Here is a 13,946-nt window from a genome sequence, read left to right as displayed (position 1 = left end):
GATTATTTGGTTTCAGTGGTTTTCAACGGTTCTACCAAGCGGTCTTTACCGTAAATGAATTCGTCGCGCTCGTAACGGGCAGGAGCCAATTTATCGTCCTGCAAGAAGATGGCCGCTTTCGGGCAGGCTTCTTCGCACAGTCCGCAGAAAATGCAACGCAGCATGTTTACTTCGTAGGTCACGGCGTACTTCTCCTCACGGTACAGGTGCTCTTCGCCTTTCTTGCGCTCACCAGCTGTCATTGTGATAGCTTCGGCAGGGCAGGCCACAGCGCATAGACCACAGGCCGTGCAACGCTCAGCACCGTTCTCGTCGCGCTTCAGCACGTGCAGACCACGCCATATGTCACTGCGCGTGCGCGTCTCTTCCGGGTAGTTTATTGTCGCCTTCTTCTTGAAGAAGTGCTTCAGTGTAATACCAAGACCTTGCGCAATAGCAGGCAGGTACATGCGCTCAGAGAGCGTCATCTCCTTTTGTGCTACATTTTTCTTTCTATTAGATAGTGGTTCCATTATATCTCGATTATGATTGCTGTCTATGCTGTCTGGCTATAACAGTGCCTGGCATGGCAACATTCAAATGTCGTTATCCTTTTGTAAAATAGTCGTAGAGTAGAATGCCTCCGCCCGTGAGCAGGATATTCAAAATCGCCAGCGGAATCAGGATGTTCCAGCCCAACTTCATCAACTGGTCGTAGCGGAAACGTGGCAATGTCCAGCGTACCCACATGAAGAAGAAGATGAAAGCGAAGATTTTCGCAAACATTACCCCAACACCTAGTATGGTCACCACGTTGTTACCCAAAACAGGATCCTCAAACGCATTGCGCAGGTTGTCCATGAACGGGAAGTTGTAAGCGCCGAAGTACAATGTCGCCATAACAGCCGAAGCCACAAAGATGTTGATATACTCCGCAAACAGGTACATACCCAGTTTCATGGAGCTATACTCGGTGTGGTAACCACCAATAAGTTCGGCTTCCGATTCAGGTAAGTCGAATGGTGTTCTGTTGGTCTCAGCAAAAGCGCAGATCAGGAAAATCAGGAAGCCCAGCGGCTGATACCAGATGTTCCAGTTAAAGCCCGCCTGTTGTTCTGCAATTACTTTCAGTGATAGGGAGCCGCTCAGCATCAGTACCGCTATAAGTGACAGACCCATGGCCAGTTCATACGAAATGTTCTGCGAAGCTGCACGAATAGCGCCCAGCAACGAGAATTTGTTGTTAGAAGCCCAGCCACCGATCATCAGACCATACACACCCAGCGAAACCACACCAAAGATGTAGAGCACGCCGATGTTCACGTCAATGGCAATCAGGTCAAAGGTTGTTTCTCCTAAAATAAGCGTATCGCCAAAAGGAATAACCGCACTCGACATAGCTGCCACAAGCATCGCTATACCTGGGCCGAGAATGAAGAGCATCTTATTCGCTTTGGCAGGTATAAATTCTTCTTTGAAGAACAGCTTGCCAGCATCAGCTAACGGCTGCAGCAAACCCATCGGACCCGCTCTGTTCGGGCCTACACGGTCCTGAATAAAAGCGGCGATCTTACGCTCAAAATAAGTAGAGTAGGTCGCAATCAGTAGTGAAATACCGAAAATGGCCAGAATGTAAATACCCTTGTAAATGAGAACTACAGAATCCATGCTTTATTCCGTTGGCATTTTTTTAACAGTAGATTTAGGCAGGTTCGGTACGATCGGCACGTTCACTACAGGCAATTCGTAGTGGTTGGCTGATATCACAGAACCTCTGTCGATGTGGCGCGGTCCTTCGATGGTCCAGTCCGTCATCTCCTTCTTATCGAAGCGGCAGGTATTGCAAATGAACTCTTCCACCTCGGCATACTCGTCCTTGCGAGCCGTTACGCGCAGTACCGTGTCACCACGGCCCCACAGGGTTACTTTACCACTGCAAGTAGGGCAGTCGCGGTGCGCATTCATCGGCTTCGTGAACCACACGCGGTTCTTAAAGCGCCAAGTCTTATCTGTCAATGCACCTACAGGGCACACGTCGATCACGTTTCCAGAGAAATCGTTGTCGATTACGTTCTCGATGTAAGTACCAATCTCTGCAGCATCGCCACGGCCTAGGACACCATGCACACGCTTCTCAGTGATCTGGTCGGCGGTATATACACAGCGGTAGCACAGAATGCAGCGCGTCATGTGCAGTTGGATATAAGGACCCAAGTCTACTCTATCGAAAGTACGGCGCGGTTCTTCGTAACGTGTAGCGCTCACACCGTGCTCGTAGGACAGGTTCTGCAGGTCGCACTCACCAGCCTGGTCGCATACAGGGCAATCCAGCGGGTGGTTGATCAGCAACATCTCCACAATGCCTTTGCGGGCGTTCAGTACTTCTTCGTTGGTTGTGTTTTCCACTACCATGCCGTCTTGCACTGGTGTAATGCATGAAGCAACCAGTTTCGGCATAGGGCGTGGATCGCGGGCAGAACCCTGCGTTACCTTTACCAGGCACACACGGCACTTACCGCCACTGCCTTTCAGCGGGGTATAAAAACACATGGCAGGAGGCACTACATCACCACCGATTTTACGGGCGGCCTGTAGGATGGTGGTTCCATCTTCTACTTCTACCTCGATGCCGTCAAATGTTATTTTAGCCATCTTTTAATTCGTTATTCGTTATTCGTTGCTCGTTTTTCGTGAAGCCTCGCAACAAACGATTTAAGCTATACTTCCCTTTACAGGAATCTTATTTATATCCTCTCATTTTATCATCCTATAAGGATCTTGTTGGCAAGTTGCAGAGGCTTAACCTACGGGGGTAGGGGGCCTCTATTTCGACCAAGTTTCTTTCAGAATGACAGAAGAGACAATATTCTTGTCAATTACACAGTAGCTGCAGCCAGTTGTCCTCTGTACACCGCGCCCGGAGCTGTTGCTTCCTGCGGGTGCTTGATGTGCCACTCGAACTCCTCACGGAAGTGACGGATCGCGCTGGCTACTGGCCATGCGGCTGCGTCACCCAGTGGGCAGATGGTGTTACCTTCGATTTGCTTGGCTACACTTACCAACAGGTCGATGTCCTGCTGATGGCCGTGGCCGTATTCAATGCGGTGAAGCACACGCTCCATCCAGCCTGTACCTTCGCGGCAAGGGCTGCACTGTCCGCATGACTCGTGGTGATAGAAACGGGCATAGTTCCACGTGTTACGCACGATGCACTGGTCTTCGTCGAACACGATAAAGGCACCTGAACCCAGCATAGAGCCGCTCACAAAACCACCGTCAGACAGTGATTCGTAGGTCATCAGTCGGTCTTCACCGGCAGCTGTTTTCAATATTAGATTAGCTGGCAAAATGGGAACAGAAGAACCTCCCGGCACGACGGCCTTCAGTTGTTTGCCTTTCCAGATACCACCGCAGTACTCGTCAGAGTAGATAAATTCTTCAACTGGAACACCCAGCTCGATTTCATATACGCCCGGACGGTTGATGTTACCGCTGGCAGAAATCAGCTTCGTACCTGTGCTACGGCCTACACCAATTTTGGCATACTCCGCACCAGAGTTGTTTACTATCCATGGCACAGACGCGATGGTCTCCACGTTGTTTACCACTGTCGGTGATTGGAACAAACCTTTCACCGCCGGGAATGGAGGCTTGTTACGTGGGTTGCCACGCTTACCTTCCAGTGATTCTAGCAGAGCAGTCTCTTCACCACAAATATACGCACCTCCACCTGGCGCCACATGCAGGTCCAGGTCATAGCCTGAGCCCAGAATGTTCTTGCCAAGCAAGCCGGCTGCGTAAGCCTCAGCGATTGCTTTCTCCAGAATGCGCAGGACAAATAACAACTCACCGCGGATGTATATATAAGACGTGTTCGCACCCAGCGCATAGCTTGATGTGATCATACCTTCGATCAGGGCGTGCGGGTTTTTCTCCATGAACACGCGGTCCTTGAAAGTGCCCGGCTCCGATTCGTCGGCGTTGCAAACTAAGTAACGCGGAACACCTTCCGGCTTAGCCAAAAAGCTCCACTTCATACCGGCCGGGAAGCCAGCGCCACCACGACCACGCAGGCCGGATGTCTTCACTTCTTCCACCACCTCGTCCGGGGTCATCGTTTTGATGGCTTTCTCTACCGAGCGGTAGCCGCCATGCTTGCGATACACCTCCAGGGTTTCGATACCCGGTACGTTAATATGTTCGGTTAATATCTTGATTCCCATTGTAACAGGATATATAGCTCGGCAGTCGCTTTGTTAAGGCAGGCTGCCTGATTTATCAATGAATTACTTCGCCCACTCAGGCGTTTCCACTTCTTTGTTGCGCATCATCTCGATGAACTGGTCCACCGCTTCTTCGCTGTCCAGATTCTCGTAATAGGTTTCGCGCACCTGCAGCATAGGGCCTGTTCCGCAAGAAGCAAGGCATTCTACTGGCTTCAGTGTAAACATACCGTCAGATGTTGTTTCGCCTTCCTCGATGTTGAGTTTTTGCTTGAACGTCTCAATCATCTGGTCAGCACCACGTAGGCAGCAAGGGCCTGTGCGGCATACCTCGAGCACGTGCTTGCCAACCGGCTTCAGGTTGAACATGGTATAGAAAGTAGCTACTTCGTATACCTCAATTGGCTGTATATTTAGAATTTCAGCAATCGCGTCCATTGCCTCCGGGCTCACCCAGCCGTTGTTTTCCGCCTGTGCAACGTGCAGGGCAGGCAACAGGGCAGACTTCTGGCGTCCTTCCGGGTAATGGCTGATATAGCGCTGAATCTCAGCAAGGGCCTTATCAGAAAACTTAAATGCGTTTATAGTCTCTGCCATCTTTGTAAGTATCATCGGCCAAGAACCGATGTTAGATGATATTTATAATAATGTATTAAGCGTCGAGTTCCCCTGCAATCACATTCAGGCTAGACAGCGTTAAGATAGCGTCGGCCAGCTGACCGCCTTTAATCATCTCGGTGTATGCCTGGTAGTAAATAAAGCAAGGTCTTCTGAAGTGCAAACGGTACGGTGTTCTGCCGCCATCGCTTATTAGGTAAAAACCTAGCTCGCCATTGCCGCCTTCCACGCTGTGGTATACCTCACCTTTCGGAGCGTCAATCTCGCCCATCACAATCTTAAAGTGATAGATAAGCGCTTCCATGTTGGTGTATACTTCTTGTTTTGGAGGCAGGTAGTAATGCGGTGCATCGGCATGGTATGAGCCTTCCGGCAGGTTTTTGTAAGCCTGCTCAATGATTTTCAAGCTCTGCCATACCTCTTCGTTTCTTACTAAGAAGCGGTCGTAGGTATCGCCTTTCTCGCCAACCGGTATTTCAAACTCGAAGTCCTCGTAAGAAGAGTAAGGGTTCATCACGCGCACGTCGTAGTCAACGCCAGTGGCACGCAGGTTTGGACCTGTGAAACCGTAGTTCAAGGCACGTTCCGCGGTGATAGCACCAACTCCTGTCGTTCTGTCGATGAAGATACGGTTGCGGGTCAGCATTTTCTCAAACTCCGCCCATACCTTCGGGAAGCGCTTCAGGAACTCACCAATCAGGTGCAAAGCCTTCGGCGACAGGTCACGCTCCATACCGCCAATACGACCCATGTTGGTCGTCAGACGGGCACCGCATACCTCTTCGTAGATGTCGTAAATGTGCTCACGCTCCTGCATCACGTACAGGAAGCCGGTGAAAGCGCCGGAGTCCACACCCAAGATCGAGTTACAGATCAGGTGGTCGGAAATACGGGCCAGCTCCATCATAATTACACGGATGTACTGGGCACGCTTTGGAATCTCTATACCTAGCAGTTTCTCTACTGTCATGTGGTACCCCATGTTGTTGATAGGGGACGAGCAGTAGTTCATGCGGTCGGTCAGCGGTGTAATCTGGTAGAACGGTCTGCGCTCGGCAATCTTTTCGAAAGCACGGTGTATATACCCGATGGTCGGCACAGCGTCCATGATTACCTCTCCGTCCATCTGCAGGATGTTCTGGAAGATACCGTGTGTCGCCGGGTGCGTCGGACCCAGGTTCAGGGTCGTCAGGTTCTCGTTCTTTTTGTCCTGCAGTTTCAGGTCGCGGTTGTCGCGGAATTCCTGCAACTGGTCAGTATCAGCTGTTTTATTATCAGTAGCCATAGTGGTTTATCTGGCTTAGCGTCCGAAATACGTATCGATTTTGTCTTCCCTTGTCTGGTCTTCCAGCGGATACTGCTTGAGCATCGGGTGGTACTCCATCTCCTCGATGTTGAGGATGCGGATCAGGTTCGGGTGACCGGTAAAGATGAAACCGTAAAAGTCATAGGCCTCACGCTCCATCCAGTTGGCGGTGGCGTAAATATTGGTCAGCGTCGGCAATATCGGGTCTTCCGCAGGCACGAATACCTTAATGCGCAGACGGTAATTGTGACGCAGGCTATGCAACTGGTACATCATGCACATCTCACGGCCTTTGTGATCCGGGAAGTGTATACCTGCCATCGTGGTCAGGAACTGTACCTGCATGTCCTTGTCGTCATACAGGTATTGTATCAGGGCAATGATGTTCTCACGAGTGGTCGTGAACGTCATGATGCCATCCGGGCTGTAAGCGTCGAAGATATTCTCTTCACCGAACTGCTCTATCAGTTTGCCGAGTACGTTTTCGTTCGTAAGCTTCATGCTGCTTATTTAATGTTGTAAGAAGCCAAAAGTGCCTGGTATTCAGGTGAGTGGCGACGACGTAGCGATTCGTTCTTGGCCAAATCCTGCACACGCATCAAACCGTCCAGAATCTGCTCTGGTCTTGGCGGGCAACCCGGCACGTACACGTCCACCGGCACAACGCGGTCTATACCTTGCAGCACAGAGTACGAGTCGAAGATACCGCCTGACGTAGCGCAAGCACCCACGGCCACCACCCAGCGTGGCTCCGCCATCTGCTCGTATACCTGCTTTACAACAGGGCCCATTTTCTTGGCGATGGTACCCATCACCAACAGGATGTCGGCCTGACGAGGAGAGAAGCTCGGACGCTCCGAACCGAAACGTGAAATGTCGTAGGTAGAGCCCATGGTCGCCATAAACTCGATACCGCAGCAAGAAGTGGCAAAAGGCAATGGCCAAAGCGAGTTCGCACGGGCCAGACCAATCACTTTCTCAAAGGAAGTAGCAAAGAAACCAGCGCCGCTGTGGCCCTCTGGTGCCTCCACCATGTTTATATCTTTATTTGTATCGCTCATGTTTCTGAAATTCTAATGTTTAACCTGCATTTACCCTTGCAAAAACACCGTTCACTCTGTAAAAGTTTACTAGTGTCAAACTACTTGAGAATGCCTTTTTTGATTTCGTAGAAGAAGCCTGCAAGTATTACGCCAAGGAATAACATCATGGGTAGGAAGCCCTCCAAACCGAATTCGCGGAAGTTCACCGCCCAAGGGTACATGAAGATAATTTCAATATCGAACAGCACGAACAGGATGGCCGTGATGAAGTACTTGTAAGAGATAGGGGTACGTGCATCGCCAACCGACTCCACACCACTTTCCCAAGAGGCGTCTTTAACCTCACTTTTTCTTTTCGGACCGAGCAAATGGGTCACCACCAGCGCGAAAATAACGAAGCCGATTGCTGCCGCAAATTGTATCAAAATAGGTAGGTAGTCCGACGGTAGATACTGAGTACCAGTAGTTTCCATATTGCTGTAATGCTTTATTGAAATTTGGGAGCAAAATTAGGTATAAATAGCCAACAATCAAAAGACTATATCCAATGTAAATACCGTTAAGAATGGTTCTAAAGTAGAATTGGCCAGTGTGAATGCAATTCCGGTGATTTTGCATCGTGTACAGCCGGTGTTGTTTGTAGATAGGGGATTGTAAGGTATTGCTATCAGGTATAGCGGGGTGGATGTTGGGACATGGGTTGGGGTGGCTATGGCGCGAGCGTCCACGCTCGTGTCTATTATGGTGGGGCCTCTGGCCCCGTTGCATTTACACTTCTGCCAAAATCACAGCACTACCCGGATTTGCACTGCTGAAAGTATAACAAGTTGCATCGGTCACCAAGCCAGCCTCTACCGGATTTTGCTCAATATAGTTTATCTTCTGCTGCAGCATGGGCGTATCCGTCAAATCGATAGGATGATTATGCTGCTGCCAGAACTGGAATTCTTTGTTATGCGTATTGTGCTGCTTAAAGTAGCGAAACAGGTATAGCAACCACTCCTTTCTGCTCTCAGCGGGGTTGCTTTCAATCTGAGCTATGATCCGTTTGGCTGTATAACTCTTAAAATCTCTTCTTAAAATCTCTGAGCACCCCGCTTAAATTGCCGTCTTCTACCGAGCAAATCATGTGCAGGTGGCTGGGCATCAAACAGTAACTGTAAACCTGCAGTCCTTTGTGTTTGCTGCAATAGTTCAGGTTCTGCACTAATTCGTCGGCATATTCTCTTCTGGTGAATACATCGATCCAGCCTACAACGGTGAGGGTGATGAAGAATAGGCCGCCGTTGTAGATTTTGTATTTCTCAGACATAGGTTTAATGTTTGGGAAATAGTACGCAGAAAATTACAACGGGGCCAGAGGCCCCACCATAATAGACACGAGCGTGGACGCTCGCGCCATATACTAGCCCAAATGCAAAAGCACCACGCCCTTTACGAGCGTGGTGCTTTTTGTTTCAGGTATACGCTATACCTTATTTATTCTCACCCAGGAACGGGTAGCGGTAGTCTACTGGTGTTACGAACGTCTCCTTGATAGAGCGGGCAGATACCCAGCGCAACAGGTTCAGCATAGAACCGGCCTTGTCGTTGGTACCCGAAGCACGGGCGCCACCGAATGGCTGCTGGCCTACCACGGCGCCGGTTGGCTTGTCGTTGATGTAGAAGTTACCGGCAGCGTTTACCAGTTTTTTTGTGGCAAACTCAGCTGCATAACGATCACGGCTGAAGATGGCGCCTGTCAGAGCGTATGGCGAAGTGGAGTTTACCAGCTCCAGCGTTTCTTCGAAGTTGTTCTCGTCATACACGTAGATCGAGATAACCGGTCCGAAGATCTCTTCGCACATGGTCACATACTGCGGATTATGCGACAGCAACACAGTTGGCTCGATGAAGTAGCCTTTTGACTTGTCGTAGTTACCACCGGCGATCACTTCCGCCTCGTTGCTCTCTTTGGCGTTGTCGATGTACTTGGCAATCTTGTCGAAGGACTTCTCGTCGATCACCGCGTTGATGAAGTTAGAGAAATCTTCCGGAGGACCCATTTTGAAGGTCTTCAGGTCTTCTATCACGTAGTTTTTCACGTCTTCCCAGATGTTGCTTGGAATATAAGCACGGGAAGCAGCAGAGCATTTCTGGCCCTGGTACTCAAAAGCACCACGCACGATACCGGTTGCTACTTGCTTGGCATCTGCAGAGCTGTGCGCTACGATAAAGTCCTTACCACCAGTCTCGCCTACAATGCGTGGGTATGACTTATACTTGTGGATGTTCGTGCCGATCGTCTTCCAAATATGCTGGAAAACGCCTGTGCTACCTGTGAAGTGGATACCAGCGAAATCAGCGTGGTTGAAGATTACATCACCAGTCGTTGGGCCGTCTACATACACTAAGTTGATTACGCCATCTGGAAGGCCGGCTTCGCGGAACAGCTCCATGATCATCTGCGCAGCATAGATCTGTGTGTGGGCTGGCTTCCAAACCACTACGTTACCCATCATGGCAACAGAAGCAGGCAGGTTACCGGCAATAGCCGTGAAGTTGAACGGTGTCAGGGCAAACACAAAGCCTTCCAGTGGACGGTGCTCCATGCGGTTCCATACGCCCGGAGAAGACTCCGGCTGCATGTGATAAATCTCAGTGGCATACTGTGCATTGAATCGCAGGAAGTCCACCAGTTCGCAGGCAGAGTCGATCTCAGCCTGGTAAGCGTTCTTTGACTGACCCAGCATAGTGGCTGCGTTCATGCGAGCTCTCCAAGGGCCAGCCAACAACTCAGCGGCTTTCAGGAAGATGCTTAAACGGTGCTCCCAGCCCATGGCAGCCCACTCTTCGCGAGCAGCCAGAGCAGCATTGATTGCCTGTTCCACGTGGGACGCATCGCCTTCGCTGAAGTGACCCAGAATGTGCTGGTGGTCATGCGGCTGAAGCATTGGCTTCTTGTTGTCAGTATATACTTTGTCGCCACCGATGTACATAGGCACATCGATTTCCTTCGACTTAAGTTCTTTATAAGTGCGCTGTAGTTCCTCGCGCTCCGGAGAACCCGGTGCATACGATTTTACAGGTTCGTTTATTGGTGTTGGTACTCTAAAAAATCCTGTTGCCATCTCTTTTTGATATTTTACAGATTCAGAATAAGACATTCGACAGACCGCACGAGGCAGCCTTCTATACAAAGGTAAGGCGAATTATTTTATTTTCCGGCCTGTAAGGGGTATAGCTTTGCTATAACATAGCCCGCAGTTCGCTCAGGCAGTGGATGTGATAGGTAGGTTTGGGCGAGAGTTTACTTTTACTCTTCTCCGGGTTAAAGAAAACCTGGTCCATCCCTGCAAGTCGGGCCCCGTCAATGTCGCATTCCAGGTTATCGCCGATCATCAGGCAGTCCTGTGAGCGAACCTGAATGCGTTCTAGGGCATGTTCGAATATGCGCTTATCAGGCTTCTTATACCCGCAGCACTCTGATGTTACGATCTCACCGAAATAATCTGTTAGCTTAGAACCGTTCATTTTGATGTACTGCACATCCTTAAAACCATTGGTAATGATGTGAAGGCCATACTTGGGTTTCAGATAGTCCAGCACCTCAAAGGTATAGGGGAAAACGGCCGTCTTCTGCGGACACAGGTCGGTATAGGCTTCGGATATACCCGTCGGCACCTGGTGTGGCTCCAGGCCCAGGCCAGTCAGGGTCTTGACGAAGCGGGACTCACGCAATTCTTTCTGATCAATCTTTCCTTTATTGTATAAATCCCAAAGGAGGTAGTTCACAAACTTATACTTCTTGTAAAAAGAGTCGCAATCGAACTTGCCAAACTCAGCCAAGCCAAACTCGTGGTATAAGGTATAGAGTGTCTCTTCAGAATTTTTTTCAAAATCCCACAGCGTATGGTCGAGGTCAAAGAAGATATGTTTGTAGGGCTTCATAAGAAATTATAGGGTCAGCTAAATAGAAACGACTTGGCGGGCGGTATGTTTGAAAAAAATATATAACAGCACCAGGCTAATTATACTAAAAGTTCTATATCACTGTTTAAACCAATAGGCTGGAAACTTGTCTTATAAGTGCTAACTGTCTGTCCAGCGGCGTGTTTGCATACGGTTAACGGCCAGCTCGCGATTAGAGTACAAGATGCGGTACGTTTCCTGATCTTTCTGCAGCATAGCATCACGCTCCAGGTAGGTGAAGATTTGTTGAACGAAATCAGAGGCTTCTTCCTTTAAGGAGTAGTACACCCATTGATCGAGCTTGCGGGGTGCCACCAAGCCGGCATTGCGCAGGTAGGCGAGGTGGCGTGAAGTCTTGGTCTGGGTGAAGTCCAGCACATGCTCAAGGTCGGAAGTGCACATTTCCTTGTTGCGCAGGATCAGGTGCAGCATGCGCAGCCGCGAGTCGTCTGCGAGTGCTTTTAGAACCTGTTCGCCGAAGGAAAGACTGAAGTGTTTGAGCCTCATATTTGAAAGCGTGTCAGAACAAAATTAGCCAAAAGATGCTATAATAAAATTATATGAAGTATTATTGTACTACATGATGCCCGATCTACAAAGACTACTACTTACAAATAAACGTGCCTTCGGCTTCCTGTTGCCCATGGCCTTTTTTGCTTTCCTGATGATGGGAGCGCCTAACGAGGCGGCAGCCCAGGGCCACAAACGGGTGGTGCAGCTGACTGGCTTCGTAACCATCGGCGACAGCCTGTACGGGGTGGCCGGCGTGAACGTGTTTGTGCCCAAAACCAGTCGCGGTGCGCAAACCAATGCTTACGGTTTCTTCTCTGTACCCGTTTTGACCGGCGACAGCGTTGTATTCAGCGCTATTGGTTACAAAAAGCAATACCTGAAAATACCGAAGAACTACCAGAGCCAGAGTTACTCTATCATTATGCAGATGCAGGAGGACCCGACGCAGCTGCCGGAAGTAACGGTGTTCCCATGGCCCACGGAGCGTGATTTCCGGGAGGCCGTACTGGCTGTGAAACTGCCGGATGACGGGATGGCCATTGCCATGCGCAACCTCGACCCCAAACGGTTAGAGGAGCTTTTCAGCACGGTGCCTATGGACGGAAACGCCAACTTCAGGGCCTGGAACATGCAGCACGTGCAGCGGCAGGAACAGCGCAACATGTTCCCGACTGTCAGCCCGTTTGCGATCATCAAACTGCTCGATATGCTCAAAAACGGAGAGTTTAATAAAAAGTAATCACTTCAGAATTTTGAGGAGCCCGGCTCAGGTATAGCTATACCTGAGCCGGGCTTTTTTTATGGCTCAGATGAGCTGCGCAACGCCCATAATTGCACCAAAAGTAACCAACAACATCAGGCTGCGTTAGTCCCCAATATAGAAAGAAACGTATACTAATTGGCCCTGTATTGACTTGAGCCATGTATGCTTTCAAAAGTTAAAAATTCACCTTATGCTGGATATAGATAAATTATCGCTCAATATACCTGATACAACCAAACCCCGTGTCGTGATCATTGGCGGTGGGTTTGGGGGCATTAATGTAGCCCAAAAACTGAAATGTAAGGATTTTCAGGTCGTGATGCTCGACCGCCAGAACTATCATGGTTTCTGGCCACTGCTTTACCAGGTAGCCACCGCCGGTCTGGAGCCAGACTCCATTGCCGAACCACTCCGGAAAATGTTCGGAAGCGACGAATTCGAAGACTTCCACTTCCGGTTAGTGAAAGTAAACGGTGTGAATCCTATTGCAAAGACTGTCCATACCATCGTGGGCGATTTGCAATATGATTATCTCATCATCGCGACGGGTACCAAGACCAATTACTTTGGAAATGAAGAAGTGAAGAAGAATGCCTTCCCACTGAAGCAGATACCGCATGCCCTGAACCTGCGCAGCCAGTTGTTACAGTGCTTCGAGCAGGCCAGCATGACCGAGGACCCTTTGTTGCAGCAGAGCCTTCTCAACTTCGTGATCGTGGGCGGAGGACCAACCGGTGTGGAGACAGCCGGCGCACTGGCGGAAATGCGGAAGCACATTCTGCCTACCGACTATCCGGGTGTGGACTTCAGTAAAATGAACATCTACCTGATAGAAGGAATGGACCGCGTACTGCCGCCTATGTCGCCGGAGTCAAGTGAAAAGACGCTGAAGTACCTGCAGGAGCTTGGTATCAATGTGCGCTTAAATGTACTGGTTGAGTCTTACGACGGTTATGTGGCCACGCTAAAAGGCGGCGAGCAGATACATGCTCAGACCTTGGTATGGGCAGCAGGCGTACAAGGTGCGCTGATCGATGGCCTGCCTGTCGAAGCTGTAGAACGTGGACGAATACTGGTGAACCGTTACAATCAGGTGCTAGGTTTTGAGGATATTTTTGCGATAGGAGATATAGCCCTCATGAAAACAGACAAATGGCCGAAAGGACATCCGGGGGTAGCACAGCCTGCCATACAGCAAGGCAAACTACTGGCCAAGAACCTGAAGCGCCTGATCAAAGGAGAGAAGATGGAAGAGTTTGAGTACTTCGATAAGGGCTCACTGGCGATTATCGGGCGTAACCGTGCGGTAGCGGACCTGCCAAAGGATATTCATTTGGGCGGTTTCTTCGCTTGGGTGACGTGGCTGTTTGTGCACATCATGTATCTGATCGGTTTCCGCAACAAGCTCGTCGTGCTCAGTAACTGGATCTATAAGTTCTTTACTTATGAAAACGGCACACGCCTGATTATCCGTCCATTTGTTCGGAAAGGCGATCGTGTGAAGCGGCAGTTTGTCGATAAGTATAATATGGAGTAAATCGGATTGCTAA

At 49.8% G+C, this 13,946-nt stretch carries 16 protein-coding genes; 2 read left to right on the top strand and 14 right to left on the bottom strand.

Features of this window, described 5'->3' with window-relative positions:
• Nucleotides 1-2 precede the first annotated feature (2 nt).
• From AC5FX6_RS12920 to AC5FX6_RS12855, 14 genes are all read right to left on the bottom strand, one after another.
• Complete coding sequence (locus AC5FX6_RS12920) at nucleotides 3-512, bottom strand: NuoI/complex I 23 kDa subunit family protein (protein ID WP_493597465.1); 510 nt, start codon at nucleotides 510-512, stop codon at nucleotides 3-5.
• A 73-nt stretch (nucleotides 513-585) separates the two neighbouring features.
• On the bottom strand, nucleotides 586-1,647 hold the full coding sequence (gene nuoH / locus AC5FX6_RS12915) for an NADH-quinone oxidoreductase subunit NuoH (protein WP_493597464.1): 1,062 nt from the start codon (nucleotides 1,645-1,647) through the stop codon (nucleotides 586-588).
• A 3-nt stretch (nucleotides 1,648-1,650) separates the two neighbouring features.
• Nucleotides 1,651-2,631, bottom strand: coding sequence for an NADH-quinone oxidoreductase subunit G (locus AC5FX6_RS12910; RefSeq protein WP_493597463.1), 981 nt, complete (start codon nucleotides 2,629-2,631; stop codon nucleotides 1,651-1,653).
• A gap of 224 nt (nucleotides 2,632-2,855) precedes the next feature.
• Entirely contained in the window at nucleotides 2,856-4,202 is a 1,347-nt protein-coding gene (gene nuoF, locus AC5FX6_RS12905) for an NADH-quinone oxidoreductase subunit NuoF (RefSeq protein ID WP_493597462.1), read from the bottom strand.
• 63 nt (nucleotides 4,203-4,265) lie between these two features.
• On the bottom strand, nucleotides 4,266-4,799 hold the full coding sequence (gene nuoE, locus AC5FX6_RS12900) for an NADH-quinone oxidoreductase subunit NuoE (RefSeq protein ID WP_493597461.1): 534 nt from the start codon (nucleotides 4,797-4,799) through the stop codon (nucleotides 4,266-4,268).
• Between the two features lie 55 nt (nucleotides 4,800-4,854).
• Nucleotides 4,855-6,105: an NADH dehydrogenase (quinone) subunit D gene (nuoD, locus tag AC5FX6_RS12895; RefSeq protein ID WP_493597460.1), complete on the bottom strand. Its 1,251-nt coding sequence runs from the start codon at nucleotides 6,103-6,105 to the stop codon at nucleotides 4,855-4,857.
• A 15-nt stretch (nucleotides 6,106-6,120) separates the two neighbouring features.
• Complete coding sequence (locus tag AC5FX6_RS12890) at nucleotides 6,121-6,627, bottom strand: NADH-quinone oxidoreductase subunit C (RefSeq protein WP_493597459.1); 507 nt, start codon at nucleotides 6,625-6,627, stop codon at nucleotides 6,121-6,123.
• 5 nt (nucleotides 6,628-6,632) lie between these two features.
• A complete protein-coding gene (locus tag AC5FX6_RS12885; RefSeq protein WP_007655226.1) occupies nucleotides 6,633-7,187 on the bottom strand; it encodes an NADH-quinone oxidoreductase subunit B in 555 nt (184 codons plus the stop codon).
• Between the two features lie 80 nt (nucleotides 7,188-7,267).
• Nucleotides 7,268-7,642: an NADH-quinone oxidoreductase subunit A gene (locus tag AC5FX6_RS12880; protein ID WP_196117186.1), complete on the bottom strand. Its 375-nt coding sequence runs from the start codon at nucleotides 7,640-7,642 to the stop codon at nucleotides 7,268-7,270.
• 295 nt (nucleotides 7,643-7,937) lie between these two features.
• Nucleotides 7,938-8,165 carry a transposase gene (locus AC5FX6_RS12875; RefSeq protein ID WP_493597458.1) on the bottom strand — a complete coding sequence of 76 codons (228 nt, stop codon included), beginning with the start codon at nucleotides 8,163-8,165 and terminating at the stop codon, nucleotides 7,938-7,940.
• Between the two features lie 67 nt (nucleotides 8,166-8,232).
• Nucleotides 8,233-8,481 (bottom strand): transposase, encoded by a 249-nt coding sequence (locus AC5FX6_RS12870; RefSeq protein ID WP_493597457.1) that lies wholly within the window; start codon nucleotides 8,479-8,481, stop codon nucleotides 8,233-8,235.
• Between the two features lie 163 nt (nucleotides 8,482-8,644).
• A complete protein-coding gene (pruA, locus tag AC5FX6_RS12865; protein WP_493597456.1) occupies nucleotides 8,645-10,279 on the bottom strand; it encodes an L-glutamate gamma-semialdehyde dehydrogenase in 1,635 nt (544 codons plus the stop codon).
• 118 nt (nucleotides 10,280-10,397) lie between these two features.
• Nucleotides 10,398-11,099, bottom strand: coding sequence for a YjjG family noncanonical pyrimidine nucleotidase (locus AC5FX6_RS12860; RefSeq protein ID WP_493597455.1), 702 nt, complete (start codon nucleotides 11,097-11,099; stop codon nucleotides 10,398-10,400).
• Between the two features lie 141 nt (nucleotides 11,100-11,240).
• Nucleotides 11,241-11,627 carry an ArsR/SmtB family transcription factor gene (locus AC5FX6_RS12855; RefSeq protein ID WP_196117194.1) on the bottom strand — a complete coding sequence of 129 codons (387 nt, stop codon included), beginning with the start codon at nucleotides 11,625-11,627 and terminating at the stop codon, nucleotides 11,241-11,243.
• A gap of 73 nt (nucleotides 11,628-11,700) precedes the next feature.
• Between AC5FX6_RS12855 and AC5FX6_RS12850 the strand changes: the two genes are divergently transcribed.
• Nucleotides 11,701-12,372 (top strand): carboxypeptidase-like regulatory domain-containing protein, encoded by a 672-nt coding sequence (locus tag AC5FX6_RS12850; RefSeq protein WP_493597454.1) that lies wholly within the window; start codon nucleotides 11,701-11,703, stop codon nucleotides 12,370-12,372.
• 214 nt (nucleotides 12,373-12,586) lie between these two features.
• Nucleotides 12,587-13,933, top strand: a complete 1,347-nt coding sequence (locus AC5FX6_RS12845) for an NAD(P)/FAD-dependent oxidoreductase (RefSeq protein ID WP_493597453.1) — start codon at nucleotides 12,587-12,589, stop codon at nucleotides 13,931-13,933.
• Nucleotides 13,934-13,946 lie beyond the last annotated feature (13 nt).

This window comes from Pontibacter sp. LHS2, assembly GCF_058932845.1.
Note: the sequence above shows the minus strand (reverse complement) of the source record. Positions and strands in the feature narration are given on the sequence as shown.

Excerpts from the sequence above, each read along its gene's own strand:
- AC5FX6_RS12920 (WP_493597465.1), bottom strand. The coding sequence starts at position 512 with ATGGAACCACTATCTAATAGAAAGAAAAATGTAGCACAAAAGGAGATG.
- nuoH (WP_493597464.1), bottom strand. The coding sequence starts at position 1,647 with ATGGATTCTGTAGTTCTCATTTACAAGGGTATTTACATTCTGGCCATT.
- AC5FX6_RS12910 (WP_493597463.1), bottom strand. The coding sequence starts at position 2,631 with ATGGCTAAAATAACATTTGACGGCATCGAGGTAGAAGTAGAAGATGGA.
- nuoF (WP_493597462.1), bottom strand. The coding sequence starts at position 4,202 with ATGGGAATCAAGATATTAACCGAACATATTAACGTACCGGGTATCGAA.
- nuoE (WP_493597461.1), bottom strand. The coding sequence starts at position 4,799 with ATGGCAGAGACTATAAACGCATTTAAGTTTTCTGATAAGGCCCTTGCT.
- nuoD (WP_493597460.1), bottom strand. The coding sequence starts at position 6,105 with ATGGCTACTGATAATAAAACAGCTGATACTGACCAGTTGCAGGAATTC.
- AC5FX6_RS12890 (WP_493597459.1), bottom strand. The coding sequence starts at position 6,627 with ATGAAGCTTACGAACGAAAACGTACTCGGCAAACTGATAGAGCAGTTC.
- AC5FX6_RS12885 (WP_007655226.1), bottom strand. The coding sequence starts at position 7,187 with ATGAGCGATACAAATAAAGATATAAACATGGTGGAGGCACCAGAGGGC.
- AC5FX6_RS12880 (WP_196117186.1), bottom strand. The coding sequence starts at position 7,642 with ATGGAAACTACTGGTACTCAGTATCTACCGTCGGACTACCTACCTATT.
- AC5FX6_RS12870 (WP_493597457.1), bottom strand. The coding sequence starts at position 8,481 with ATGTCTGAGAAATACAAAATCTACAACGGCGGCCTATTCTTCATCACC.
- pruA (WP_493597456.1), bottom strand. The coding sequence starts at position 10,279 with ATGGCAACAGGATTTTTTAGAGTACCAACACCAATAAACGAACCTGTA.
- AC5FX6_RS12860 (WP_493597455.1), bottom strand. The coding sequence starts at position 11,099 with ATGAAGCCCTACAAACATATCTTCTTTGACCTCGACCATACGCTGTGG.
- AC5FX6_RS12855 (WP_196117194.1), bottom strand. The coding sequence starts at position 11,627 with ATGAGGCTCAAACACTTCAGTCTTTCCTTCGGCGAACAGGTTCTAAAA.
- AC5FX6_RS12850 (WP_493597454.1), top strand. The coding sequence starts at position 11,701 with ATGATGCCCGATCTACAAAGACTACTACTTACAAATAAACGTGCCTTC.
- AC5FX6_RS12845 (WP_493597453.1), top strand. The coding sequence starts at position 12,587 with ATGCTGGATATAGATAAATTATCGCTCAATATACCTGATACAACCAAA.